19 protein-coding genes are annotated in these 26,082 nt (G+C 69.6%); 5 read left to right on the plus strand and 14 right to left on the minus strand.

Going from position 1 to position 26,082, the window contains the following annotated elements:
* Positions 1–33: 33 nt before the first annotated feature.
* The 5 genes from addA to ATO4_RS15655 form a co-directional block, all read right to left on the minus strand.
* Positions 34–3,726 carry a double-strand break repair helicase AddA gene (gene addA, locus ATO4_RS15635; RefSeq protein WP_083592464.1) on the minus strand — a complete coding sequence of 1,231 codons (3,693 nt, stop codon included), beginning with the start codon at positions 3,724–3,726 and terminating at the stop codon, positions 34–36.
* Positions 3,723–6,866, minus strand: coding sequence for a double-strand break repair protein AddB (addB, locus tag ATO4_RS15640; RefSeq protein ID WP_083592465.1), 3,144 nt, complete (start codon positions 6,864–6,866; stop codon positions 3,723–3,725). Before addB ends, addA begins: the two co-directional genes overlap by 4 nt.
* Before the next feature lie 216 nt (positions 6,867–7,082).
* Positions 7,083–8,972 carry a CAP domain-containing protein gene (locus tag ATO4_RS15645; protein ID WP_083592466.1) on the minus strand — a complete coding sequence of 630 codons (1,890 nt, stop codon included), beginning with the start codon at positions 8,970–8,972 and terminating at the stop codon, positions 7,083–7,085.
* 132 nt (positions 8,973–9,104) lie between these two features.
* Positions 9,105–10,937 (minus strand): M10 family metallopeptidase C-terminal domain-containing protein, encoded by a 1,833-nt coding sequence (locus ATO4_RS15650; protein WP_083592467.1) that lies wholly within the window; start codon positions 10,935–10,937, stop codon positions 9,105–9,107.
* Positions 10,938–10,948: 11 nt separating this feature from the next.
* A complete protein-coding gene (locus tag ATO4_RS15655; protein ID WP_139802476.1) occupies positions 10,949–11,335 on the minus strand; it encodes a hypothetical protein in 387 nt (128 codons plus the stop codon).
* Between the two features lie 715 nt (positions 11,336–12,050).
* On the opposite strand from ATO4_RS15655, the gene ATO4_RS15660 reads away from it, so the two are divergent.
* Both ATO4_RS15660 and ATO4_RS15665 read left to right on the plus strand, forming a co-directional pair.
* Entirely contained in the window at positions 12,051–13,283 is a 1,233-nt protein-coding gene (locus ATO4_RS15660; RefSeq protein WP_245308777.1) for a Ppx/GppA phosphatase family protein, read from the plus strand.
* The gene (locus ATO4_RS15665; RefSeq protein WP_083592469.1) at positions 13,283–14,032 is read left to right on the plus strand and encodes an RlmE family RNA methyltransferase; all 750 of its coding nucleotides are present in this window, start codon (positions 13,283–13,285) and stop codon (positions 14,030–14,032) included. The genes ATO4_RS15660 and ATO4_RS15665 overlap by 1 nt, the downstream gene beginning before the upstream one ends.
* Before the next feature lie 45 nt (positions 14,033–14,077).
* On the opposite strand, the gene ATO4_RS15670 is transcribed toward ATO4_RS15665, so the two are convergent.
* From ATO4_RS15670 to ATO4_RS15700, 8 genes are all read right to left on the minus strand, one after another.
* Positions 14,078–15,466, minus strand: a complete 1,389-nt coding sequence (locus ATO4_RS15670) for an MFS transporter (protein ID WP_083592470.1) — start codon at positions 15,464–15,466, stop codon at positions 14,078–14,080.
* A 316-nt stretch (positions 15,467–15,782) separates the two neighbouring features.
* Positions 15,783–15,932 (minus strand): hypothetical protein, encoded by a 150-nt coding sequence (locus tag ATO4_RS27770; RefSeq protein ID WP_176223015.1) that lies wholly within the window; start codon positions 15,930–15,932, stop codon positions 15,783–15,785.
* 66 nt (positions 15,933–15,998) lie between these two features.
* Positions 15,999–17,246, minus strand: coding sequence for a tryptophan synthase subunit beta (trpB, locus tag ATO4_RS15675; RefSeq protein WP_083592471.1), 1,248 nt, complete (start codon positions 17,244–17,246; stop codon positions 15,999–16,001).
* Positions 17,243–17,920, minus strand: coding sequence for a phosphoribosylanthranilate isomerase (locus tag ATO4_RS15680; protein ID WP_083592472.1), 678 nt, complete (start codon positions 17,918–17,920; stop codon positions 17,243–17,245). Before ATO4_RS15680 ends, trpB begins: the two co-directional genes overlap by 4 nt.
* A 52-nt stretch (positions 17,921–17,972) precedes the next feature.
* Positions 17,973–18,809, minus strand: coding sequence for a M48 family metallopeptidase (locus ATO4_RS15685; RefSeq protein ID WP_083592473.1), 837 nt, complete (start codon positions 18,807–18,809; stop codon positions 17,973–17,975).
* Between the two features lie 251 nt (positions 18,810–19,060).
* Entirely contained in the window at positions 19,061–19,504 is a 444-nt protein-coding gene (locus tag ATO4_RS15690; RefSeq protein ID WP_083592497.1) for a DUF2852 domain-containing protein, read from the minus strand.
* Positions 19,505–19,689: 185 nt separating this feature from the next.
* Positions 19,690–20,286 (minus strand): DUF2380 domain-containing protein, encoded by a 597-nt coding sequence (locus ATO4_RS15695; RefSeq protein ID WP_083592474.1) that lies wholly within the window; start codon positions 20,284–20,286, stop codon positions 19,690–19,692.
* A 102-nt stretch (positions 20,287–20,388) separates the two neighbouring features.
* On the minus strand, positions 20,389–21,945 hold the full coding sequence (locus tag ATO4_RS15700) for an SLC13 family permease (RefSeq protein ID WP_083592475.1): 1,557 nt from the start codon (positions 21,943–21,945) through the stop codon (positions 20,389–20,391).
* A 193-nt stretch (positions 21,946–22,138) separates the two neighbouring features.
* On the opposite strand from ATO4_RS15700, the gene ATO4_RS15705 reads away from it, so the two are divergent.
* The 3 genes from ATO4_RS15705 to ATO4_RS15715 all read left to right on the plus strand — a co-directional run bounded on the left by ATO4_RS15705 (position 22,139) and on the right by ATO4_RS15715 (position 24,813).
* Positions 22,139–23,437 (plus strand): glycerophosphodiester phosphodiesterase family protein, encoded by a 1,299-nt coding sequence (locus tag ATO4_RS15705; RefSeq protein WP_245308776.1) that lies wholly within the window; start codon positions 22,139–22,141, stop codon positions 23,435–23,437.
* A 121-nt stretch (positions 23,438–23,558) separates the two neighbouring features.
* On the plus strand, positions 23,559–23,969 hold the full coding sequence (locus ATO4_RS15710; protein ID WP_083592477.1) for a VOC family protein: 411 nt from the start codon (positions 23,559–23,561) through the stop codon (positions 23,967–23,969).
* Between the two features lie 169 nt (positions 23,970–24,138).
* The gene (locus ATO4_RS15715; RefSeq protein WP_083592478.1) at positions 24,139–24,813 is read left to right on the plus strand and encodes a ceramidase domain-containing protein; all 675 of its coding nucleotides are present in this window, start codon (positions 24,139–24,141) and stop codon (positions 24,811–24,813) included.
* A gap of 43 nt (positions 24,814–24,856) precedes the next feature.
* On the opposite strand, the gene ATO4_RS15720 is transcribed toward ATO4_RS15715, so the two are convergent.
* Positions 24,857–25,954: a quinone-dependent dihydroorotate dehydrogenase gene (locus ATO4_RS15720; RefSeq protein ID WP_083592479.1), complete on the minus strand. Its 1,098-nt coding sequence runs from the start codon at positions 25,952–25,954 to the stop codon at positions 24,857–24,859.
* Between the last annotated feature and the right edge of the window lie 128 nt (positions 25,955–26,082).

Raw genomic sequence — 26,082 nt, forward strand, 5'->3', positions numbered from 1 at the left:
CAAGCAACGCGCCGCTCTGCGAACGCGGCGTCGTCAGGCTGGAGACGATGGCGCCCGCTTCGCTCCGGCGTCCCGCCCGGCGAGTGCCGCGTCGAGCCGCTCGGGCGGCACGGCGATCAGCCGCGGTGCCTCGGTGAAGACCAGTGCCGCCTCGACGGTCCGGCCCGGATAGAGCGGGGCGACCAGCGCCCGGTAGAGCGCGAGCTGGACGACATAGGCCTGGGGCACCTCGGACAGTTCGCGCGGCGGCGGGCGGTTGGTCTTGAAGTCGGCGATCAGCACCCGGTCGGCGGTGACGGCGAGGCGGTCGATCGTGCCGTTGACGCTGAAGCTGCGGCCGCGCAGCGTCACCTCGCCGGTGACCGCCACCTCCGGCCGGCTGCCGGCGGCGAAGATCGGCGCGAAAGCCGGGTCGGCCATCACCGCCAGCACCGAAGCCGTCAGCTTGGCGCATTCGCTCTCCGGCAGGTCGTGAGCGAGGGCGGCCAGAATCAGCGCCGCCTGCCCGGCCCGCTCCTCCGGCGCAATGTCCGGCAGAAGCTCCAGCATGCGGTGGGCGGCGAGGCCGCGGCGGATGGCGAAGGACGGCGTCGCGGCAGCGGACAGCACCGGCGAGGGCGCGGGCGCTGCCGGCGCCGCCCCGTCGCCGGCCGAATCGCCGGCGCCGGCTGCGTCATCGACCGCCGGTCCCGCCTCAGTCTCGGGCATGATCTCGGCGGCGGCGCCGGCGAGCGAGGGCGAGAGCGGCCGCGGCGGCAGGACTTCCGGTTCGAGCTTCGACAGGGGCAGCTCCGGCACCGGCCGCGTCGCCGGCCGCTCGGGGTCGAGCTTGTCGCCGCCGGGCGCCGCGCCGATCCGCAGGGCGACCGTCTCGCCGGCTGCGTTCGTCACCGTCTCCGCCACCTCCGCCAGGGCCCGTCCCGCCCGCTGCAGCCAGGTCGCCTCGTTGGGTCCGCGCTGCGGCGCCAGGCCGCAAAGCACCAGCCGGTCGGCCGCCCGGGTCATCCCGACATAAAGAAGCCGGCGATATTCCTCCTCGGCGCGCTCCTTCTCGCCGGCCTTCAGCTCGTCGACCGCGGCGTTTTTCAGCTCCTTCGTCGGACACCAGAGAAAGCCGGGTGCCGCGCCGTGATGGAGGCCAGGCATGGCGTCCCAGGCCATCAGGCTGTCGCCGTGGGAGGCGGAGAACGGCGCCGAGCCCGGATCGACCAGAAAGACCACCGGCGCCTCCAGCCCCTTCGAGGCGTGGACGGTCAGGATGCGCACCTCGCCGCGGCCATGGCCGAGTTCGCGCTTCAGGGTCGGCGGGCTTTCGGACAATTCGGCAAGGAAGGCGTCGAGCCCGGCGACGCCCGTCTCCTCCTTGGCCAGCGCCAGATCGAGAAACGCGTCGATCACCTCGCCGGCGTCGCGGCCGAGCCGGGCGACGAGCGCCCTTCGCCCGCCCTCCGGCCCGAGGATGCGGGCGTAGAACTCGAACACGCCCTGGAAGCCCGCCCGGTCGCGCAGCTCGTCGAGCCGGGCGATGGCGTGCCCCGCCTTGGCCACCAGCGCCGTCGCGGCCTCGCCGTCCGGTGCAAATGCCGGCAGATGGGCGAGCCCGTCCTCGCCCCCGAGGAGCCGCAGCCCGTAGGACAACGGGATCGCGCCCTCGCGCGACAGGGCCAGCGCCATCAGCTCGTCGTCGGAAAAGCCGAAGAGCGGGCTCTTCAGGACGGCGGCGAGCGACAGGTCGTCGTCGAAATTCGCCACCACCCGGCCGAGCGCCATCAGGTCCTCGATGGCGATGTGATCGGTGATGACCAGCCGGTCGGTGCCGGCGACGGCGATGTGGCGGTCCCTGAGCGCCGCTGCCAGGGCCGCGCCGAAGCCCGAGCGCTTGCGCACCAGCACCATGACGTCGCCGGGGCCGAGCGGGCGCCGCTCGCCCTTCACCAGGATCGGATCGCCGATCCAGGCGGCGATCTGGTCGGCGATGCGCGTGGCGAGGCGATGGGTGGGCGAGCTCTGCGGCTCGACGTCCAGCGGCTGCGTCCAGTCGTCCGGCTCCTCTCTCGCCTCGGCCTGGAAGGCCGGCCAGAGCTCGACCAGCCCCGGCCCGTCGCGGCGGGCGGCCGAATGCACCGGCGCCTCGTTGCCGGAGGCGAGGCCCTTGCGGTTGTCGGGATCGGAAAACACCCGGTCGACGGCGCCGAGCACCGTCTCCACCGTGCGGAAGGAGCGGTTCAGCTGGATCGCCTCGAAGGCGAGCCCGGCCTCGCCGGCGCGCCGCTCCACCTGCCGGCGCTCCTCGTCGAACATATGGGGCGAGGCGCCCTGGAACGAATAGATCGACTGCTTTTCGTCGCCGACGGCGAAGAGGGTGCGGGTGCGGTTGTGGCTTCCCTGTCCGGCGAAGAACTCGCCGGCCAGCTCGCGCATCACCTGCCATTGCCGCGGGCTGGTGTCCTGCGCCTCGTCGATGAGGATGTGGTCGATGCCCTGGTCGAGCTTGTAGTGCACCCAGCTCGCCGCTTCCGAGCGCAGCAGCAGGTCGGCGGTGTGGGCGATGAGATCGGTGAAGTCGAGCCGGCCGCGGCGCCGCTTCAGGGCGCCATAGTCGCGCTCGAAGGCATTGGCGATGGTGAGCGCCGCGCGGCTGGCGCGAAAGAGCCGCAGCGTCGCGAGCCGGTCCTCGACGGCCCTCGCCCGCTCGCCGGCCGCCTGCACCCGCTGCAGGAAATCCGGAACGCATTCGGCGACGCCCTTGGTCGCGAGGCCGCGCAGCGAGCCGCGGATCTCGCCCTTGGAATCGAGGCCGATCCCCCGATAGGCGGCAAAGCGGGCTTCCGGCGCGGCCGCCGCGTCGAGCAGCTGCACCAGCCGCTCGGCGAACTTGCCGTCGGAGGGCGATGTCGAGGCGAGCGCCGCGATCCGCAGCATCTCGCAGGTCTCCGGGTCGAGATGCCGGCAGGGCAGCAGCTCGTCGAGGATCGCCGCCTCGTCCTCCCCCTCGCCAACGCCGAGCGCGCCGGCCAGGAGGGCGATCGCCCGGTCGAGGCCGCCCGCCTCCTCCAGGTGCCTCGAGAGATCGTCGCGCTTGAAGGCGATGTCGGACAGGAGCTTGTCGAGGCCCCATTCGCCGGCGATCTGCAGCGCGTCGGCAAAGCCGCCGGCCAGCCGCTTCGCCTCGGCCCGCGGCATCCGGGCCGTGCCGGTGAGGAGGCGCTTGCGGGTCTCGGCGAGGAGCCGCGCGGTCTCGGCCTCCTCCATCACCTCGAAATGGCCGGGAACGTCCGCCTCCAGCGGGAACTGGTGGAGGATCGCCTCGCAGAAGGCGTGGATGGTCTGGATCTTCAGCCCGCCCGGCGTCTCCAGCGCCCGCGCGAAGAGCTGGCGGGCCTGTTCGAGCTTGGCCGCATCCGGGCGCCGCCCCTCTTCGAGGCTCGCAAGGGCCGCCTCCAGAGCCTCGTCCGGCATCGTCGCCCATGCCCCGAGCCTTGCGAAGACGCGGGCCGACATCTCGGCCGCCGCCGCCTTGGTGAAGGTCAGGCAGAGCACCTTGGAGGGATCGACGCCCGCCAGCAAGAGACGCACGACGCGCTCGGTGAGGACATGGGTCTTGCCCGAGCCGGCATTGGCCGAGACGAAGACCGACCGGCGCGGATCGGACGCCACCCTCTGGCGCCGCTTCGTATCCGGATCGACGAAGAAGGCGGTGTCGGTGCTGCCGGTGATGCCGCTCATTCGCCGTCTCCCTCGACGTCGTCGGCGCCTGCGACCGACCACTCCTTCACCCGCGCCAGATGGTCGTAGTCACCGGAGAAGTCTCCCGCGAGCACCGGCCGCAGCCGCGAGCCGAACGCCGTCTCGGCCTTCAGATAGAGCGCCGCGAGCCCTTCGAAGCGGCGCATCGCGGTGTCGGACAGGGCGGTCGGATCGCAGGGTTGGACGGTCTTCGTGCCCCCCGTCTCCAGCCCCTCCTCCTTCAGTTCGCGCTCCTTCAACCGGACATAGACGAGGTCGGCGATGGTCTCGCCGGGGCTCGTTCCCTCGAAGTCGCCGCGCATCGCCATGCCGCCTTCCAGCGCCAGCTGCGGCGACAGGAGCGTGCGCGCCTGCTTCACCGAGGGCTTCGAGCCGGTCTTGAAGTCGAGAATGACGATGCGGCCGTCCGTCAGCCGATCGATCCGGTCGGAGCGGCCGGAGAGCGTCACCCCGATGCCGGGAAACTCGCTCGCCCCCGACCGCTCGGCGAGGCGTTCGCGGATCGTCTCGTCGCGGGTCCGTTCCCAGGAAAGAAACTCCTGCGTCATCCGCTCGATGCGCGGCCACCAGACGGCGGCGATCTCGCCCGGCAGCGCCGCCCGCTCGAACTGCTCGCGCGCGATCAGCGCCAGCTCATCGGCGGCGTCCGCTTCCTTAGGATCGATGCCCTTGATGACGAAGTCGGCGACGATGGCGTGGATCAGCTCGCCGCGCTCGCGGGCGTGCGGCGCCCGCATCAGCGGCGGCAGCGCCTCGAGCTTCAGGATGCGCCGGGCGTGCACCGCATAGGGATCGCGGATCAGCGTCTCGACCTCGGTGACGGAATAGCGGCGGGGTCGAACCTCGACCGGTGGCCGCGGCATCGGCCGGGGAATGCGCGGGGCGTCCGCCGCGGTCTCCAGCCCTTCGGCGGCGTCGACATAGGCCTGCCCGCGCGCCGCGAGCTCGGCGCTCGCCTCCGGCCCGGCCAGCGTCGTCAGCCGCTGCAGCCAGCGCGAGGCGATGGTCGGGGCGCCGTCCATGCGGCGCGAGCGGGTCAGCACCACCCGCCTTGCGCCCATCGCCATCCAGAAGTCGTGGGCGGCAAGCCCGATCCGCCGCTCCGGCGGGTCGAGGGCGATCTCCCGGCGCATCAGCCGCGACAGGAAGGCCCCGCTCTTGGCGCCGGCCGGCCAGACGCCTTCGTTGAGCGAGCCGAGGATCGCCGTGTCGATGCCTTCGAGCCGCGCCTCCAGCGTGCCGAGGACGAAGGCCCGGGCAGACAGCCCGCCGCGCGGCTTCACCGTGACGCCGGCACCGAGCGCCTCCATCGCATCGGGCAGCTCCTCGGCGGGAAACGCAAATCCCGTCTGCGGGGCGGCGACGAGTTCGGACAGGAAGGCGGCCAGCGCCGCGCCGTTCTCGCCGGCATAGAGCTCGGTCGGCGCGCCCGTCTCGTCCCGCGCCAGCATCTCCAGGGCGTTGGTGACGGCGACGGCGTAGTCGGCGATCTCCCGCGGCTCGGTGCCGCGTAAGGTTGCCAGAGGTTGCAGGGCAGCCGCGAAGTCCTGCGCGAACAGCCGGGCCGCCTCGTATTCGTTGCGCCTGACGTTGCGGGCCGGGCGGGTGAGCAGTCGGCCGATCTCGCCCGCCGGCAGGGCTTCGATCTGGTCGATGCGGCGCCCAACGATCTCGCCGAGCCGTGCCCCGTCGGCGACGTCCACCGTGCCACGGATGGCGATCAGCTCGATCGCCCGCGCGGCGTTCCGCGCCGCGATCGCCGGGCGGCCGAGCCGGCAGAGCGGATGCTTCAGAAGGCCGAGCAGGGCGACGGGATCGCCCGGCTCCAGGGCGACGGTGAGGGCCGCGCCGAGGAGGGTCCCCGGCGCGGTGTTGGAAAGCGGCTTGCCGGCAGAATCGTTGGCGGTGATGCCGAAGCGTTCGAGTTCGGCGAGGACGCGCCGGGCCAGCCGCCGGTCCGGCGTGATCAGCGCGGCGGTGGCCCCCGGCGCCTCCAGCGCATCCCGCATGGCGACGGCGATGGCCAGCGCCTCGATGCGCGGGTCGGCCGCCTCGACCAGCGCCACGCCGTCCAGCGCGTCGGGCCCGAAGGCCTGGGCTTCCTCGGCCCAATGCGCCGTCGTCTCGGCCGGGCGCAGCGCGCTCGACAGAAACGTCTCGCGCCGGGCGAGCGTCGGGGAGAGATCCTCGTCCAGATGCGGCACCGCCTCCGGCGCCAGCGCGAAGCGGGTGAGGATGCGTTTCAGGCCGTATTGCGGATGGCCGGGCGCGGCGATCGCCACCTCCCGGTCGATCGCCGCGAAGCCTTGCGAGCCAATGTGCCGGTCGAGCCCCGGCAGCACCAGCGCGCCGTTCGGCAGATGGGCGACGGCATGCATGAGATCGAGGGTCGCGGGCGACGTGGCGGTCGAGCCGGCGACGATCACCGGACCCTTCGCGCCGCCGGCCAGAAGCCGGGCGGTCTCGCTCCTCAGCCAGGCGTTCTTCGCCGCCGCCTCGCTGGTGACGCCGCGGCTTTCGAGCAGCTTCGGCCAGTGGTCGGTGACGATCTCGAGGAAGGAGAGCGTCGTCTGCCACCAGGCGGCGAGCGCATCCGGGGCGAGGCCGGCGAGCTTGACGAAGGATGTCCCCTCGGTCTCGATCTCGTCGAGAAGGACGCCGAGGTCGCCGGCGAGCCAGAGCGCCTCGGAGGCCGAGGTGACGCGCTCGGGCGTCCCCTCCGGCAGCTCCTCGCCGGGAACCCGGTCGGCCAGATGGCGCCAGGCCCTGGCGAGGCGGGCGAGGTTGAGCCGGCGCTCGAGCTCCGGCATCGCCGGCAGCAGGCTGGCGCCGCCCTCGCCGCTTGCCGCGAAGATCGTCGCCTCGTCGCCTTCGCCGAGCGGGCGGATGCGCGGCAGGATCGCCGAGCGGCTGCCATGGGTCTCGCCGAGCACCGCCGCGAAGGCCGCCGCAAGGCTGCGCGCCGCGCGCCGGCTCGGCACGTAGAGCGTGACGTCGGCCAGGGACAGCGGGTCGCCGTCATGGCGGAAACCCTCGACGATCCGCCCCGACAGGAGCGCCTCGGCGAGGGTCCTCAGGAAGGGCTTTCCGGGCGGGATCGACAGGACGTTTGCAACCATGCCGGCAATCTAGGCCGATCCGGCTCGATTCGCACCGGGCGGTCATTCCAAGCGGCCCGACACGGGCGGGCATGGCCCGGTACGGCATCGCTCGGACTTGCCGCACGGCCTCGCAGCGCCCGTCGTCCTCCCTCACCGGCCCGCAAGGGCGCCCCGATGCGATGCCGGGCTCTGCCCCGGAAGCCCGTCACTGCTTCGGGGCACGGGTCCCGGCCTTCAGAAGATGAAGTCGGTCGCGTCGAGGTCGGCGATGTTCACCCCGTTGAGGGTGATCGTGTTGAAGCCGTCGGTGATCACGGCGTTGCCGCCGACCTGGGTGAGGTGGTTGGCGGCGAGGTCGGCGAAGGAGGTGATGGCCGTCACCGCAGAGAGGTCGATCTTTTCGGCCGCGTTCGTCGCCTCGAAGTCGGCGATGATGTCCTTGCCGAAGCCGTTGCCGAAGACGAAGGTATCGGCATTGGCGTCGCCCTGCAGCCGGTCGTTGCCGGCGCCGCCGTTGAGGACGTCGAAACCGGCATAGCCGCGGATGTTGTCGTTGCCGGTCCCGCCCCACAGGCTGTTGTTGCCGCCGCCGCCGCCGAGGAGGGTGGTGAAGCCGTTGCCGGTCAGCTGGTCGTCGCCCGAACCGCCCAGTACCCGTTCGATCCCGAACAGCCGGTCGGTACCGATGGCCGCGCCGGTGGCGAGCCCCGCCACGAGATCGACGGTGATCGCCGAGGTGACGGCGCTGTAGTCGAGGGTGTCGATGCCCGCGCCGCCGCCGAAGATGTCCCGGGCGCCGTCGGCATCGCCGGTGATCGTGTCGTTGCCGACGCCGCCGTCGAGGTAGTCGCCGCCGGCACCGCCGGCCAGCGTGTCGTCGCCGGCACCGCCGAGAAGCGTGTCGGCGTTGAAGTCCCCGAACAGTTGGTCATTGCCATCACCGCCCTCGAGCCGGTCGTTGCCGGCGTAGCCGCGCAGGATGTCTGCTGAGCCCAAGCCCCAGAATGTATTGGCCGCACTGCTGCCGAGTAGCGTGTCAGCATGACTCGTTCCCCTGACGGCCTCGATGCTCGTCAGGGTATCGCCGTCAGCGTGGCCGAATCGTCCGGTGCCGTTGCCCAGATTGACAAGGATGCCGGCGTTGGAGCCGTCGTAATCGGCCCGATCAAAGCCGGCTCCGCCGTCGAGGTGGTCGGCACCGAATCCTCCCCTCAAAACATTGTTGCCGGCATTGCCGATCAGCGTTTCATTGCCGTTGGTGCCGGCAGCGATGAGATTGTCGGTGCCAAGAAGAAGAACTTCGACGATGCTGCCACCCGCACGGAGGTTGATGCTTGCCGAACTTGCGATGGCATTGGAGCCGATGAAGTCAAGCTTGACGTTCTGGCCGGTCATCAGGAGGGCAAGCCGCATCGATTCGCTTGTTATGTTCGCCCAGACGCCGGAGGAATTGATTGCGATGTCGTAGCCGCCGGCAGTGGCGCTCGTCGTCGCGCCACCGCTCTCGATCGAGATGATTCGCCCGCCGACGCCCTCGCCGATCGAGTAGAAGTCGTCATTGTCGGTGTCGGCGTAGACGACGCCCGTCAGAAAATAGCGCGATCCCGAATAGGCGAACTTCTCCGTCAGCATCGAGGAATCATAGGTGACGCCGTCGCCGAAGCCGGAAAAGGCGCCCTGCTCCTGGCCGACGCCGAGCTCGCGGAAATCGCCGTTCAGGATGTTGGTGCGATGGCCGATGCTGACGAAGAGGCCGGAATGATGGTCCTCGATGGCCTGATCGAGGTTGATGGTTCCGGTCGTCCCGCGCACCGAGATGTTCTCGCCGGTGCCCCAGAACCCGGTGATCGGATAGCCGGCATTGACCATGCGCTCCGTCGCCGTCCCGTCGCCGATCCCCTCATGGGCGAACTGGTCGACCGCCAGCATGTGCAGCGAATGGGCGGCCGCAGCGCTGTTCAGCGCATCGTTGCCCGCCAGCGGCTGGCGCGAATGGGCGCCGAAGGCATCACCGCCATTGTTGGCATCGAGATTGCCGCCGAGATAGCGGTCGGCCTCGCCCTGCGGGTCGAGACGGGCGCGGTTGATGAGCTCGATCAGATATTGCTCGGCGGCCGTGATCAATGTGGCGTCCCCCTGAAATTGCGCGGAAGTCTACAGCTTCTTTCCGTATGGTCAAATCACTTCCGGCGGCATCGCGCCGGGTCGGATCGGCCGAGACTGCCTGCGCGGAAACAACGTCGCTGGAGACTGCCCTCAGAACAGGAAGTCGCCGGCGTTAAGATCGGCGATGTTCACGCCGGTGAGCGTGATCGTGTTCGACCCGTCGGTGATGACCGCATTGGCCCCGACCTGGCTCAGGTGATCGGCGGCGAGATCGGCAAAGCTGGTGATGGCGGTTACGGCGGAGAGGTCGACCCTCTCCTTGGGATTGAAGGCGTCGAAGTCGACGATGATGTCGTGGCCGAAGCCGTTGCCGAAGACGAAGGTGTCGGCGTTGAAGCCGCCTTCGAGCCGGTCGTCCCCGACCCCGCCATTCAGCCAGTCGAAGCCGGCGAAGCCCCTCAGATTGTCGTTGCCGGCACCGCCCCACAGGGCGTTGTTGCCCATGCCGCCGAGAAGCGTGTCGTTCCCGGTACCGCCCCCGAGCAGCCGTGTCGGGGCGTCGCCGATCATCCGGTCGTTGCCGGAGCCGCCGACCACTCGTTCGAAGCCGGCGACGCGATCGTTGCCGACGTCGGTGCCGCTGGCGGTTCCGAGCCTCAGATCGATGATGAGGTTCGAGCTCGCGGCCGAATAGATGAGGTCGTCGACACCCGCGCCGCCGTCGAAGTCGTCCGCGGCGGCGTCGGCAGCCGCGACGACGACGTCGTCGTCGGCTTCGACGAACAGGCTGTCGGCGCCGGCGCCATCCGAGAGAGTGTCGCGACCGTCTCCCCCGAAGAGCGTGTCGTCTCCGCCCATGCCATCGAGCCTGTCGGCGCCGGCATTGCCGCGCAGGACGTTCGCGCCGACGTTACCGACGATCGCGTCGTCGCCCGAACCACCCACCGCGTTCTCGATCAGGGAGCGCAGGTCATCCTCGTACAGAAGGGCATTGGCGACGTTGCCGCGGGAAAGATTCGTGTCGCGGCTTCCCTCGTCGAGATCGGCAAGCTGATCCACCGAAAAGGTCGACCACTCCCCTGGCTGCAGATCGATCGACAGATCGGTGGTGTAGTTGGCAAGGTCGTAGGTGTCCTCGCCATGTCCGTCCCAGATCGTGCGGAAGATCCGGTTGCCGCCCGGGGTCCCCTGGCCGGCCCCGTTGATGAACATCTCGCCGGTGGTGGTGCTGAAGGTGTAGACGGAATCGCCACTCCAGACATTGCCGGTGTCGGAGAAGTCGGCGCCATACATGAATTGCAGGGCCGCGATGTCGTACATCATGTAGCTCTGCGGGTTGCCCCAGGTCTCGTTCTCGTTGTAGTCGAGCTCGTCGCCGACGTGATCGCGATAGGTCATCACCGAGAACTCGTTGGAGTCCCGCTCGGTCGGCAGGGCGCCATAGACGTTGCCGGTGTCGTGGCCATGCGCCAGGCCGAGCGTGTGGCCGATCTCGTGCATGAAGCCTTCGTTATAGGCATAGCTGCCGAGAACCGGGTCGCCGTAGCCGGTCGAATTGTACCAGCTGTCGCCGCCTTCCTCGGTGCCTGCGGGAAAGTAGCCAAGCGCCGTGACGATGGTATCGGTGAGCGCGAAGCGCATCAGGGCGTGATCGGTGGCGGTCTCCGTCGTCTCCGTGAAGGTGAGACCGGTGAATTCCTGGATCTGGCCCAGCAGCGTGCGGACGGCCTCGATCTGCGTCGCGCTCAAGGCGGCGAACCCGTAGTCGGGCTCGTCGTAGCTGCCGTATCCCTCCGAGTAGAACGACGCGCTGGTCGGGAAGCTGAAGTCGAGATCGGCCACGGCCCAGCGGTCGCCGGCGATGACGCCCTTCCAGATCTCGCCCGGATCGGAAACGCCCGTCGTCGGAGCGGTCTCGGCCCCTGCGGACATGGCACGGTTGGCGTTCGCCGGTGCTGAGAGCCCAGTCATGGTGTTCGTCATCCTCTGATCGGTCAGTTGCTGAGGGCTTCTTCGGCGCGCGCCAGAAGCTGCGCCCGTTCTGTCTCGGACAGGGTCGTGAAGATCACGCGCCTCGGCCCCGGCTCCTCGGCGGGCGCTTCACCGGTCGAAGCGGCCGAGCGCATGGCGGCCGGGCTGAGCGGGGCGAGCGTCACGGTCTCGCCGCCACGGGTTGCCGCCAGCCAGACGAGCGGGCGAGCCGAGGCGCCATCGATGACGCAGGCGATGCCGAGCTGCCCGGCGCTGCCGTCGAGGCGGGCGCTCCGGCAGGTGACCGTCGCAGCCGGGTACTGCTTGCGATAGAGTTCGACGAGGGCCTGTTTCGATCGGTCCGTCAGCATGTCGAGGGAGAGGATCGCGCCGACAGCCCCGGACGTCACCGCGGAACCTGCGAATGCGAGGCCGCACAGGAGCCATGCGACCCGCGATCTCTGCGACGGACTGAACACGGCACTCCCCGAACGCGCGCTCCGTATGATCATCTTTGCTTATGAGGGAATCCGCAATCTGGCAACGAAACGATGCCGACGGCGCGAAAAATAGCGGACCTGTGGCGCGCGAGACGAGGAACGGATCCGACACTGTCGGAGGCGCCTTCTGTCGCATCGGCGTGCAGCCCGGCGGCAGGTTGTCGCCGACCTCACCCGCTTTCTCTCCGCCCTTCCGCTCGCCACCCGCCTCTGCCGCGCTGCCCTTGTGCTTCCCCTACTGGCTGTTACACTCGTTTCGACGCAGTAACGAAAGGCGCCGGGGACGCGCTCACCCGCAGTTCCGCGCCGGAGAGATCGTGTGAGTGACCATGATGATTCGGGGAGACATCGGCATCAGCCGCAGATAGCTCGTGACACCTTCGCCTTCGACGCCGACGAGCGGCGCGAGGGCAAGAGCGATCGCGCGAAGGTTGCCCCTCGTCCGCAAGATGCGGAAGGGGGCGTCTCGCCGCGCGACGCCGGGCTGGAGACGACGACTTCCGCCGAGGACGATTCGCGGCTGACCAAGCGTCAGCGGCGGCGGCGTCGCAAGAGCAGGAAGACGCCGGGTGTGGCTCCCGCCGCTCCAACAGACAAGGCCAAACCCGCCGGCGGTCCGGCGGGAATGCCTCGTGGTGCGCGCAAATACGGCCGGCCGCGACGCGGCGATGCCTCTGGGGACCGGGCCGGCGAGCGATCCGGAGCCAAGGCAGGGGATCGGGCCGGAGACAGGGCCGTCGCGTTCGAAGGCGGCGCGCCGTCGCTTCGAGGCAAGCCAGGCGGCGAGCGGGCCGCGCCCGCCGATCGTGCTCGCCCGGCTTCGCCGGCGGGCCGGATCGGGAGCGACGCCGACAAGCCGCCGATCTACGCCGCGCTGGATCTCGGCACCAACAACTGCCGCCTCCTGATCGCCGTGCCGACCCGGCCCGGCCAGTTCCGGGTGATCGACGCCTTCTCGCGCATCGTCCGGCTCGGCGAAGGCCTGGGCCGGACGGGAAGCCTGTCGCGCGGCGCCATGGATCGCGCCACCGCGGCCCTCGCCGTCTGTGCCCAGAAGATCTCGGCGCGCGACGTCGTCCGCTGCCGGCTGATCGCCACGGAAGCCTGCCGGGCAGCGGCCAACGGCGCCGAATTCATCGAGGAGGTGACGGAACGCACCGGCCTCGAGCTGGAGATCGTGTCGCGCGAGACCGAGGCGCGGCTGGCGGTGTCGGGCTGCGGCTCGCTGGTCGACCGCAAGGCCCGCGGCGCGGTGCTGTTCGACATCGGCGGCGGCTCCTCGGAGATCGCGCTGCTCGATCTTCGCGGCCCCTATACCCGCCGGCTCGCCAGCCGCATCGTCGCCTGGACGTCGCTGCCGATCGGCGTCGTGAGCCTCGCCGAACGCCATGGCGGGCGCAACGTGACGCCGGAGCTGTTCGAGCAGATGGTCGCCGAGACGGTGGATCTGATCGCGCAGTTTCCCGAACGCGACAAGCTGCGGGACCTCGTCGACACCGAGAACTTCCACCTCCTCGGCACCTCCGGCACGGTGACGACGCTCGCTGGCGTCCATCTCGGCCTCGAGCGCTACGACCGGCGCCAGGTCGACGGGCTGTGGCTGACGGCGGAGGAAGCCGACACGCTGGTCAAGCGCATCGCCGGCTGGAGCTTCGAGGAACGCGTGGCCAACCCTTGCATCGGTTCGGATCGGGCCGATCTGGTGCTGGCGGGATGCGCGATCTTCGAGGCGATCCGCAGGGTGTGGCCGGCCAGGGCCCTGCGCGTCGCCGATCGCGGCCTGCGGGAAGGCCTGTTGACCGAAATGATGGTCGCCGACGGCGTCTGGCGCCGACGCGAGACGAGACGAGGCAACTGATGGTGGGACGGGGCGACGACCGCGGCATGGCGGTCCGGGTCAAGAAGAAGCGCGGCGTCAAGGCCTCGTCGCGCCGCTGGCTGGAGCGCCAGCTGAACGACCCCTATGTGCGGCGGGCGAAAGCCGACGGCTATCGCTCGCGGGCGGCCTACAAGCTGCTCGAGATCGACGATCGCTACAGGCTCCTGAGGCCCGGCCAGGCGGTGGTGGATCTCGGTGCCGCCCCCGGCGGCTGGAGCCAGGTCGCGGTGGACCGGGTGAAGTCGACCATGGACGCGATCGCCGTCGTCGGCATCGACTATCTCGTGGTCGAGCCCGTCGCCGGCGCGACGATCCTCGAAATGGACTTCCTCGACGAGGGAGCGCCGCAGCTGTTGCTCGACACGCTCGGCCGGGCACCGGACATCGTCCTCTCCGACATGGCCGCGCCGACCACCGGGCACCGGCGGACGGACCACCTGCGCACGATGCATCTGTGCGAGGTGGCGGCCGACTTCGCCATCCGGACGCTGCGGCCCGGCGGCCATTTCCTCTCCAAGACCTTCCAGGGCGGCACCGAAAACGACCTCCTGACGCTCCTGAAGCAGAACTTCGCCACCGTCCAGCACGTCAAGCCGCCGGCCTCGCGCGATGGCTCCGTCGAGCTCTTCATCCTCGCCAAGGGGTTCAAGAGCCGCGGCGCCGCGGCGCGGGACGATCGCCATGAGGACGGGGCCGAAGAGGACGACGAGGCCGGTCCGCTCGGCTGAGGGCCGGGCCACGGCCTTCGGCGCGGGTCTCCCCGGGAACTGGCGCTATTCGGCGGCAACCCGGCGCCCCGCCACCTCGTCGCCGGCGTCGGCCGGCAGCCTGACGAAGGCGAGGACCGCCGCGGCGGTGACCGCGCCGACCACCAGGAACGCCACCGTGAAGTCGGGGACGCCGACGACCTGCCGGCCGCCCAGCGTCATGCCGAGTTCGAGGACGCCGCCGGCGAGTGCGACGCCGGTGGCGATCGAGACCTGCTGCACCGCCGCCATCATCGCCGTCGCATCGCCGGATTCCCGCTTCGACAGATCGGCGAAGGCCAGGGTGTTGATCGAGGTGAAGAACAGCGAGCGGAAGAAGCCGCCGACGAGCAGCAACAGGACGATCAGCACGACCGGCCACTCCGGCCGGAACAGGCCGATCAGCATGGTCATACCGCCGCCGATCAGCGCCGTCGCGAGAAGGGTCGGCCGGAAGCCGAAGCGGTTGAGAACGGGCTTGGCAAGAAACTTCATCAGCAACGCCCCGCCGATCGACATGCAGGTCGTCAAACCCGATTGCAGCGGCGTGTAGCCGAAGCCGAGCTGCAGCATCAGCGGCAGGAGGAACGGCACCGCGCCCGAGCCGATCCGGAACAGCGTGCCGCCGACGATCGCCGCCCGCAGCGTCGAGACCTTCAGGAGGTCGAGGCGCAGCAGCGGCTCCTGGGTCCTCCGCGCATAGAGGACGAACAGCAGCCCGGACGCCAGCCCGGCGGCGGCCATGACGACACCGACCACCGGCGGCAGCGCCGGCAGCGACACCACCGACAGGCCGAAGACGAGGCCGGCACAGGCAAAGCCGGACAGGAAGAAGCCGGGGATGTCGAAGCGGATGCTCGGGATCGTCTCGACCTTCGGCAGGTAGCGCCCGGCAAGGACGATGCCGAGAATGCCGATCGGCAGGTTGATCAGGAAGATCCAGCGCCAGTCGGCATAGGTCGCGATCGCCCCGCCGATCGGCGGCCCGAGCAGCGGGCCGATCAGCGCCGGGATGGTGAACCAGGCCATGGCATCGACGAGATCCTTCTTCGGCACGGCCCGGACCAGCAGCAGCCGCCCGACCGGCGTCATCATCGCCCCGCCCATCCCCTGCAGGAAGCGCGCCGCGACGAAGCCGCCGAGGGAGGTGACGGAGGCGCAGGCGAGCGAACCGAGGATGAACACGCCGATGGCGATGCGAAAGACCAGCTTGGCGCCGTAGCGATCGGCGATCCGGCCGGAAATCGGGATGAAGATCGCCAGTGACACGTAATAGCTGGTGAGGGCGAGCTTGAGCGCGATCGGGCTCGTGCCGATGTCCTCGGCGATCACCGGCAGCGACGTCGCGATGACCGTCGAATCCATATTCTCCATGAAGAGAGCGACGGCGAGGACGATCGGGACGATGCGGTTCACGCGCTGAAACCTCTGCGGGCTCGCCCGCTCGGGCGCCGCGTGGAGCAGCGGCGGCGAAGGGCGAGCAGTCGGCCGGTTGGGCCCTGTCGTCGAGCCTGCCGCGAATCGGACAGGGACGCAGGCTCTGGTCTAGGCGCGTCCGGACAGGATTTTAAGGGCGGGCCCGGTTCGCCTCAGGCCTCACCCCGTCGTCCGCCTCGCTCAGAGCTTCACGCACGGCTTCGAGCTTCCGCTTGCGACCGGCAAGGTGGCCGGCGATCTGTCTCGGCGATTTAGAGCATGATCCCGAAGTGTGGGAACCGGCTTTCGGGAAAGATCATGCGGCAACAATAAGATGGAGCGGGATTTTGATCGAAGCTGATCTCATCCCGCTCCCGGCCGCGGTCCGATCGGTCAGGCGGGCTTCCGCTTCCAGATCCGCTTTCACGGCCGGTTCGAGCGGGATGGAGAAGTCGATCGACGCCATCCGGGCACATCCTTTGCTGAACGATCCGGCAGGGCAAGGCTGATTGCCCCGCCAGAGCAGGACGTCCTACATCTCCATGCCGAGATGCTTGGCCACCGTGTGGACGTCCTTGTCGCCGCGGCCGCAGAGGTTCATCACGATGATCTGGTCGCGGTCCATCTTCGGGGCGCGCTTGATCACCTCGGCGAGGGCGTGGGCGGGCTCCAGCGCCGGGATGATGCCCTCGGTGCGGGTCAGCACCTGGAACGCCGCCAGCGCCTCGGTGTCCATGATCGGGACGTATTCGACCCGGCCGGTGTCCTTCAGCCAGGAATGCTCCGGCCCGATGCCGGGATAGTCGAGGCCGGCCGAGATCGAATGGCCTTCCTTGATCTGTCCGTCGCCGTCCTGCAAGAGATAGGTGCGGTTGCCGTGGAGGACGCCCGGCGAGCCGGCGGTGAGCGAGGCGCAGTGCTCCTCGCCGTCGAGCCCCTTGCCGCCCGCCTCGACGCCGACGATGGCGACGTCCTTGTCGTCGAGGAAGGGGTGGAACAGGCCGATGGCGTTGGATCCGCCGCCGACCGCGGCGACCAGCATGTCCGGCAGCCGGCCCTCGACCTCAAGCATCTGCTCGCGGGTCTCCTTGCCGATGACGCTCTGGAATTCCCGGACGAGCTCGGGATAAGGATGCGGGCCGGCGGCGGTGCCGATCAGGTAGTAGGTCGAGTCGACATTCGTCACCCAGTCCCGCAGCGCCTCGTTCATGGCGTCCTTCAAGGTGCCGTGGCCGGCGGTGACGGGCACCACCTCGGCGCCGAGGAGCTTCATGCGGAAGACGTTGGGCGCCTGCCGCTCGACGTCGGTGGCGCCCATGTAGACGACGCAGGGCAGGCCGAACCGCGCGCAGACCGTCGCCGTCGCGACGCCGTGCTGGCCGGCGCCGGTCTCCGCGATGATGCGGGTCTTGCCCATCTTGCGGGCGAGCAGGATCTGACCGACGCAGTTGTTGATCTTGTGCGAGCCGGTGTGGTTCAGCTCGTCGCGCTTGAAGTAGATCTTGGCGCCGCCGGCCAGCCCCTGGCTTTCGGACACCTGACGAAGCTCCTCGGTCAGCCGCTCGGCGAAGTAGAGCGGCGAAGGCCGGCCGATATAGTGCTTGTTGAGCCCGTCGAGCTCGGCCCTGAACGCCGGATCGACCCGGGCGGTGTTCCAGGCGTCCTGCAGGTCGAGGATCAGCGGCATCAGCGTCTCGGCGACGAAGCGCCCGCCGAACAGGCCGAAGCGGCCCTCTTCGTCGGGGCCGGCGCGGAAGGAGTTGGGCAGTTGCTGGTTCACGGGGCTATCGCCTTTCTGGCTCGACCGGCAGCCGTCAGCCGGTCGATCGCGTCGAAGAATGCGTGGATGCGAGCGACGTCTTTCACGCCCGGCGCGCTTTCGACGCCGGAGGAGACGTCGATCCCCGAGGGTCGCGCGATCGCCAGCGCCTCGGCGACGTTCTCCGCGTCGATCCCACCGGAAAGCATGTAGGGCAGATCCGGGTCAAGGGCATCGAGCAGCCGCCAGTCGAAGGCGACGCCGTTGCCTCCCGGCAGGTTCGAACCCTTGGGGCGCCGGGAATCGAGAAGGATCCGATCGGCGACGCTGCGATAGGCCGCGACGGCACCGAGATCGGCGGCCTCAGCCACCGGCAGCGCCTTCATCACCTTCAGCCCGGTCCGCGCCTTGACCTCGGCGGCCCGCTCGGGCGCCTCCTTGCCGTGCAGCTGCAGCCAGTCCGGCCGGACCTCCTCGGCAAAGCGGGCAAGCAGCGCATCGTCCGGATCGACGGTGACGATGACGGTGGCGGCCCGGCCGGCGACGAGGCGCACCAGCTCCGCCATGGGCTCGACGGCGAGATGCCGGGGGCTCCTGGCGAAATGCACGAAGCCGACATGCGACGCGCCGCGTGCGAGCGCCGCATCGAGGGTGTCGGGCGTGGACAGGCCACAGATTTTGACGTCGGGTTTCATGGGTGTGGAAGTGGCATCGAAACGCGGCGGTGTCGAGAGGCGTATCCGCCCTTCACCCCACCCCCACCGCATGCAGCCCCGACCCATGCCGCTTCAGCCAGGCCTTGCCGGCGTCCATGTCCGGGCAGAGCTTTCGGCACAGCGCCCAGAATTCCGGCCCGTGGTTCATCTCGCGAAAATGCGCCACCTCGTGGGCGGCGAGATAGTCGAGGACGGCAGGCGGGGCCATGACGATGCGCCAGGAGAAGGCGAGCCGGCGGTCCGACGAGCAGGAGCCCCAGCGGCTGGTGGTGTCCTTGATGGTGATGGCGCGGGGCTCGAGGCCGACGGCGGCGGCATGGATCTTCACCGCGGCTTCGAGGTCCCGGCGCGCCTCCCGGCGCAGATAGTCGAGCACCCGGCGGGAAAAATGCTCCGGCGTCCCGCCGACGAGGAGCTGCTGGCCGACGGCTCCGACGGCAACGACGGCGGACCCGAGATCGGTCGGCTCGTCATCAGGCAGACCCAACTCGGCAGGCCCAAGATCAAAGGATCCCGCCTCGCCGGCGAGGGCCGCCAGCCGCGTCACCAGGCGTCCGCCGCGATGGGTGAGGAGGGTCGGCACGCCGCGCAGCGGGATCACGGCGCCGGGGGCGATGGCGACACGGTCGGGCACCCGCGCGATGCGCTCCTCGACCCAGCCGCGGTGGCGATCGAGAAAGGCGCGGATCTTGCCGGCGGAGAGGCCCCGCGGCACCGTCACGATGAGGCCGCCGCCCCCCGGCGCGATCCGCATGATCATGCGCTTGGCCCGCGGGTTCTGGCGCACGGTCAAGGGCAACTGTCCGCCGGCGATCTCGATCGCATCGGGCAGCGGCGGCTCTGGCTTGCGGCGAAGAAGCTGGGGCATCGGGGCGCCTGAAATCCGGCAGGAGCGAACGTGTCGGCGGCGAACGGCTGGGGCGGCACCGACGGGCCCTCCCGGCGAATCTGACGCCAGAGCCCAACTCTAGCCGACAAGACGAGGCGGCGGCACCCCGCAGGATACCGCCGCCCATGAGAATCAACGAGTTTCGTCACCTCGGCACAGGAAGCCGGGCTGGAGCAAGGTGGTCGGATGCGGCCCGGCCTCACTCTCGGCAGGACCGCTGGCCGCAAGCCTCAGGCCGGGTGGCCGTCGACGATCGGGCCGCCATTGTCGCGGCCGGTGTCGCGGGACCGACGATCACGCATGAACCTGTCGAATTCTTCCTGGTCCTTGGCGCGGCGCAGCTCGCGGGCATAGGCCTCGAACTCGGCGGCCGCCTCGTTCAGCCGGCGACGCTCCTCGTCGAGCCGGCGAAGCTCGGTGTCGCGCCAGTCGTCGAAGGCGACGTTGCCGGTGCGCTCGGCGGCGAAGGGCTGCTTGAAGCCAGCCCGCTTCATCGAAAACATGAACTTGTCCGTCGTGGTGTTGACATCGCGTTTGAAGCCTTCGAGGCGCTCGCCCCACAGAATGTAGGCCAGCATGGCAAGGCCGACCGGCCACCAGATGAAGAAACCGCCGACCATCACGGCGATCGTCACCGGCGTCCAGGCCGGACGAATCAGGGCTTGTGAAGACATCGCAGTCACGTTCCTTTTGAAAATGGCCGCGACGACAAGCATCGCGGGAGAGTGACCTCTCATTTGTTTCGGATATCCAAGAGATGGTGAGTGAAAATTCGCCGTTCAATGCTCGCACGGCAAAATTCGACCGGCGCGCCGTCGATTTCCGCGAAGGCGTTTCGGACGCCGCCCCGGCCCGGAGCTCAGCGGATACCGCGTTCGGACCCTGCCCGCTCGCCACCCGCCGCACGGGCCGGGCCGGCTGACAGGGTGCGCAGGATGTCCCTGGCGACGAAATCCGCCGCCCGCGCGAAGGCCTCGTCGGTATCGCCACGAAACGAGATCACCCGGTCGAAGACCAGCCGGTTCGCCGCAACGTCGAGGACGTCGATGCGTCCGAAGCCGACGAGGGTGCTCATCTTGTGGACGCCGCCGAAGACCAGGTAGTCGGCGCCAGCCGCCCTTGCCGCGCGCAGCATCGGTTCCGGCCGCAGGGTCTCCAGGCTGCAGGCGTCCCGGGCCATGCAACCGAGGGGCACGGCCGCATAGGCTCCAACGTCCCCGGTCAGCCCGGCTTCGAGCCGCGTGCGGAAGAGATCGAGCCTCGCCGCATGCTCGGCCGTCTGGTCGCGAACCTCGCCGGAGGTGTCCTTGTAGTCGAACTTCGCGACCGCGATCCGGGGCGCCTCGCGGCCCGCGCCGCGAGCGCCCCCCTCGTCGGCAGCCCCTGCGGAGCTTGCCGCGAGCAGCACGGCCATGATGCCGGCAAGAAGCCGGTCGGTTCCGAAACGTCTCGCCATCGTCTCCTCCCGTTCCCGCCGGCCCCGTTCCCGCCGGCCCTGTTCCTGCCGGACAATTTCCGTCGGCCGGGCGCGGCCTCCCGCCACTGCGGAGCGGCACCGTCAGTTCGCGGCAGGGGCGGCTCCGCCTCCCTCGCTGCCCGACGCCCAGGCCGGCATTTCCCCGACCGTCACGCCGAACAGCGTCGTCAAAAGCAGATAGCCGAGGGTCGAGATGACGATCAGCGCCGCCAGATTGTGGAAGCCACCATAGCGGACCATCTGCGGGATCGTCACCTTGCCGGAGGCGAAGACCAGCGCGTTCGGCGGCGTCGCCACCGGCAGCATGAAGGCCATGGAGGCGGCCAGCGCGGCGGGCACCGACAGCATCAGGGGATTTTCGCCGAGGGTCTGGGAGAGCGCTGCGACCAGCGGCAGGAAGGTCGCGGCGGTCGCCGTGTTGGAGGTGAACTCGGTGAGCAGCAGGATGACCAGAGCGACCAGCAGAACCAGTCCGAGCAGGGGCAGCGCGCCGCCGAAGCTGCCCAGCGCCTCGCCGATCCACTGGTCGAGCCCGGTGGCCGAGACCGCCTTGGCAAGGCTCAGCCCGCCGCCGAAGAGCAGGAGCACCCCCCAGGGAATGGCGGCCGCCGTCTTCCAGTCGAGGACGCCCTCCCCCGTCTGCTTGCCGCCCGGAACGAGAAAGAGAACGAGTGCGGCGGCGATCGCGATGCCGGCGTCGTCGAGCCCCGGCACGTAGTCGTCGAGGATGGTCCGGAAGATCCACGCCAGCGCCGCGGCGACGAAGACGATCCCGACGACCACCTCGCCGCGCGACCAGCCGCCGAGATCGGCGATCCGCCTGGCGATCAGCTCCGACGCGCCGTCGATCTCGCGGCGATCGAGCCGGATGAGAAGGCGCGTCAGGAGCAGCCAGGAGATGACGAGCATGACGAGGGCGACCGGCAGGCCGATCAGCATCCAGCGGCCGAAGCCGAGATCGTAGCCATATTGCTGGGACAGGCTGCCCGCCAGAAGCGCGTTGGGCGGTGTTCCGATCAGGGTCGCGACGCCGCCGATCGAGGCGGCATAGGCGACGCCGAGGAGCAGGGCGAGAGGAAAGCGGCCGATGGTGTCGCCCGCGCCGGTCTCGCCCTCCAGGAGCTTCGCCACGGACAGGGCGATGGGCAGCATCATCACCGTCGTGGCGGTGTTGGAAACCCACATCGAAAGGAACGCGGTCGCCAGCATGAATCCGCCGACGATCATGGGCTGGCGAGAGCCGGTCCTGGCGACGATGTTGAGGGCGATGCGCCGGTGGAGCTCCCATTTCTCCATGGCGCCGGCGAGCATGAAGCCGCCCATGAAGAGGAAGATGATCGGATCGGCATAGGGCGCGGCGGCGGCGTCCATCTCGGCGGCGCCGACCAGCGGGAAGAGGACGAGCGGGACGAGAGCCGTCGCCGAGACCGGGATCGCCTCGGTGATCCACCAGACGATCATCAGGCAGGCGACGGCGACGACCCGCCATCCCTCGACGGACAGCCCCTCTGGGGCCGGAAGCAGCAGGAGGAGAAGAAACAGCGCCATCCCCAGGAGCGCCGGACGCGGCCGGAGCGAGCGCCTGGACTGCCCGTCCGCTTCCCCTTGCTGCGCTCCGGCGCCTGCCTTCACTGCCATCGACGAGACCTCCTTCGAACCGGCCAGCGGCCTCTTCTTCCGACCGTGTGATGTGGCAGCGTCGTCCCGGCCGGCAAGCCGCAGGCCCGCCGGCAGCGCACGCCGACACCGAAACGAATCATGCCTGTCGTCGCCCCGTTGCATGCCGGCGTTAGCCTCGCGGGCGAGATCCAGCCCTCCAGGAGACGCCGCCATGCGAAGCCTTCGCCACAGCCTCATGTTCCTTGCAGCGCTCGCCGTGACCGGCGTGACCACCGCGGCCAAGGCAGCCGACACGGCGGCGCCGGGCGCGTCTCCGGTCCCTGTGCAAGCCGCGATCGGGGTGCGCCCGCTGGCGCTTCTCGACGCGCTGGAAGCCGGCCCGCTGAAGGAGAAGCTCGCCGCCTGCGTCGGCCAGCCGATGACGGCCAATGCCTGGTCGATCGGCCATCGCGGGGCTCCGCTGCAGTTTCCCGAGCATTCGCGGGAGTCCTATCTCGCCGCTGCGCGTCAGGGCGCCGGCGTCATCGAATGCGACGTCGCCTTCACCAAGGATCGCGAGCTCGTCTGCCGCCATTCCCAGTGCGACCTGCACACCACCACCGACATCCTGACGCGGCCGGACCTTGCGGCGAAGTGCACCCAGCCCTTCACGCCCGCCGACGCGGCGGCGGGCACGGAGGCGAGCGCCAAGTGCTGCACCTCCGACCTGACGCTCGCCGAGTTCATGTCGCTGAAGGCCAAGATGGATTCCTCCGACAAGACGGCGACCACCGCCGAGGCCTATCAGGGCGGCAACGCCACCTGGCGCACGACGCTCTATTCGCCGGGCACGGTGATGAGCCACAAGGACTACATCGCGCTCATCAAGTCGCTCGGCCGCAAGTTCACGCCCGAACTGAAGACGCCGGAAGTCGACATGCCCTATGAGGGCGACTACACCCAGGAAGCCTATGCGGCGCAGATGATCGCCGACTACAAGGCCGCTGGCGTGCCGGCCTCCGACGTCTATCCGCAGTCCTTCCTGCTCGACGACGTCAAGTTCTGGATCAAGAACGATCCGGAGTTCGGTGAGCAAGCCGTCTATCTCGATGATCGCGACGAGACGCTGGAAGGCTTCGACGCGATGAACCCCGAGACCTACAAGCCGACGATGCAGGAACTGGCCGATGCCGGCGTGAAGATCGTCGCCCCGCCGCTGTGGATGCTGGTGAAGAGCGGCGAGAACGGCGCCATCGTGCCGTCGCCCTATGCCGAAGAGGCCAAGAAGGCCGGGCTGAAGATCATCACCTGGTCGCTGGAGCGCTCCGGCCCGCTCGCCGGTGGCGGCGGCTGGTACTATCAGAGCATTTCCGACGTGGTGAATGACGACGGCGACATGCTGCGCCTCCTCGACACGTTGGCGAGCGACATCGGCGTCATCGGCGTGTTCTCCGACTGGCCGGCGACCACGACGTTCTTCGCCAATTGCCTCGGCCTCGGCGGCGAGAGCCAGGCGACGATCCAAAACTGAGGAAAGTGACGCCGACCCGTCGCGACGCGATGGAAAAAGCCGCGCGTCTCGCCAATTATCATGACAGGGCGGCCGGGACTGCAGTCCCGGCCGCCGCTTCGCCTTGATTGAGGAGGTTTCGATGAGTTCGAGCGTGATCCCGACGATCCGCAGCGCCGATGCCCGCGCGATGGTCGACTGGCTCTGCTCGGTCGTCGGCTTCGAGCGCCGCGCCGTCCACGAGAGCGAGGAGGGCGGCATCGCTCATGCCGAGCTCGTCTATGGCGACGGGATGGTGATGATCGGCGACGCGCGGGACGATGCGTTCGGCGCGCTGCAGGCTCCGGCGTCGCCGGGCGCCAAGGTCAGCCAGAGCCCCTATGTGGTCGTCGAGGACATCGACAGGCTGTATGAGGCGGTGCAGGCCGCCGGTGCGACCGTGGTGATGGATCTCTCCGACAAGGACTACGGCTCGCGGGAGTTCTCCTGCCACGACCCCGAGGGCAATCTCTGGAACTTCGGCACCTACGATCCCTGGCGAGTCGGCGAGTGAGCCTGTATTCGCAGGCGGCAGCCCGGGTCCCGGAGGCCATCGCCCCTGCCGGGCGCCGGGCGCTCGATCTGTCGTCCAAAACGAGGGGCCGCATGACGAACCGCAGACCGATCGACGGCTCCTTGCCGTTTTCTCCCGAGCCTTGCTGTGAAAGCGGGCCGCAGCACCGATGAACTGGTCCGCCGCGATCGACGCCTATTGCGAGCGCACCAGCCCGGCCTTCTGGGCCGAGCCGCTGAATGCCTGGTCCAACCTCGCCTTCTTCGCCGCCGCCGCCATCGGCCTCAGCCTCTGGACGTTGCGCGGCGGCAAGGACCCGGCCGGCGGCGCACTCTGCGGGCTGGTCGCGGTGATCGGCGCGGGCTCCTTCCTGTTCCACACATTCGCCACCCGCTGGGCGAGCCTTGCCGACGTCCTGCCGATCGCGGTTTTCATCTACAGCTATTTCGCGCTCGCCCTCGTCCGCTTCTTCGGCCTCGCCCTGCCCGCCGCCGGGCTCGCCACCCTCTGCTTCCTCGCCGCCTCGTTTCTCGTCGAGCCGATGCTGGATCCGCTGTTCGGATCGTCGGCAGGCTACGTGCCGGCCCTCCTGGCGATGCTCGCGATCGGCGGCCTCCTGGTGGCGCAGGATCGGGAACCGGGCAGGCTCGTCCTGTCGGCCGGAGGCACCTTCCTCGTCTCGCTGACCTTGCGCACCCTCGACGGGCCGCTCTGCGAGCACTGGCCCTACGGCACGCATCTCTTCTGGCATGTGCTCAACGCGACGACGCTCGCCCTCCTGCTCGTCGCCGCGATCGACGCCCGGCCGGCCCGCCCGCGCAGCAGCTCGACGCGGCGCGGCTGACGGTTTCGATAGGCGATCAGGCCGGAATCCACCGAACCGCGCCTCAGACCGGCGGCGGCCCAGCCAAAAGATCGTCCACCCGGCGATCCCGCAGCGCGGCGACATTGTCGATGTCGCCGATGTCGAGTACGCGCAGCATGCCCTTCAGGATCCGCGCCGGCAGGTGCGGCCCGCCATAGACGAGGCCGGTATAGAGCTGGACGAGATCGGCGCCCGCCTCGATCTTCATGATCGCGGTGCGCGCGTCGTCGACGCCGCCGACGCCGATCAGCGGGAAGTCCGGGCCGACCGCCCGGCGGAACCGGGCGAGCACCCAGGTGGAGCGGCGCATCAGCGGCCGGCCGGAGAGGCCGCCGGCCTCGGCCGCGTGGGGCTGTCCCTCGACGCCTTCGCGCGACAGCGTCGTGTTGGAGACGATCAACCCGTCCACCGCCCGATGCCGCGCCGCATCGGCGATCTCCTCGATCTGGTCCTCGGAGAGATCGGGGGCGACCTTGACGAAGACCGGCTTTTGCCCGCCCGCCGTCATCGCCGCATAGCCGTTGCGCGCGGCGACCACCGCCTTCAGCAGACGGTCGAGCTCGCTGCCGGACTGGAAGGCCCGCAGCCCCGGCGTGTTCGGCGACGAGATGTTGATCGTCAGGTAGTCGGCGAAGCTCTCGAAGACGTTCACCCCTTCGACATAGTCGGCGAGACGATCGGGCGAATCCTTGTTGGCGCCGACATTCACCCCGACGATGCCGGGCTTGCCGGCCCTGGCCGCGAGCCGCTCGGCCGCATCGGCATGGCCGTCATTGTTGAAGCCGAGCCGGTTGATGACGCCGCGCGCCTTCGGCAGCCGGAAGATCCGCGGGCGCGGATTGCCCTCCTGGGGCTGCGGGGTCAGCGTGCCCACCTCGACGAAGCCGAACCCCAGCTTCAGGGCCTGATCGGGCACCTCGGCGTTCTTGTCGTAGCCGGCGGCAAGGCCGAGGGGGTTGGGAAAGCGGATGCCCGCCACCTCGACATGCAGCCGGCCGTCCACCGGGATGTCGAGATCGCGCACGAGGCCCCGCTTGAGGGCCGCGATCGACAGGGTGTGGGCGCGCTCGGCATCGAGGCGAAACAGCGCCGGCCGGGCCAGCCGGTAGAGGAGGCTCACGGGCGTGCTTCCGGTGCGGCCGCGGCCGAGCGGGCGTCGAGCCGGCGCACCTTGCCGAGGCCGGCACGATCTCCGCGGGGACCTCGACGAACGGGCGACGGAAGGGGAATGAACACTACTGGGGCGGT

Origin of the sequence: Aurantimonas sp. 22II-16-19i (assembly GCF_002088275.1) — a bacterium.
Lineage (GTDB): Bacteria > Pseudomonadota > Alphaproteobacteria > Rhizobiales > Rhizobiaceae > Jiella.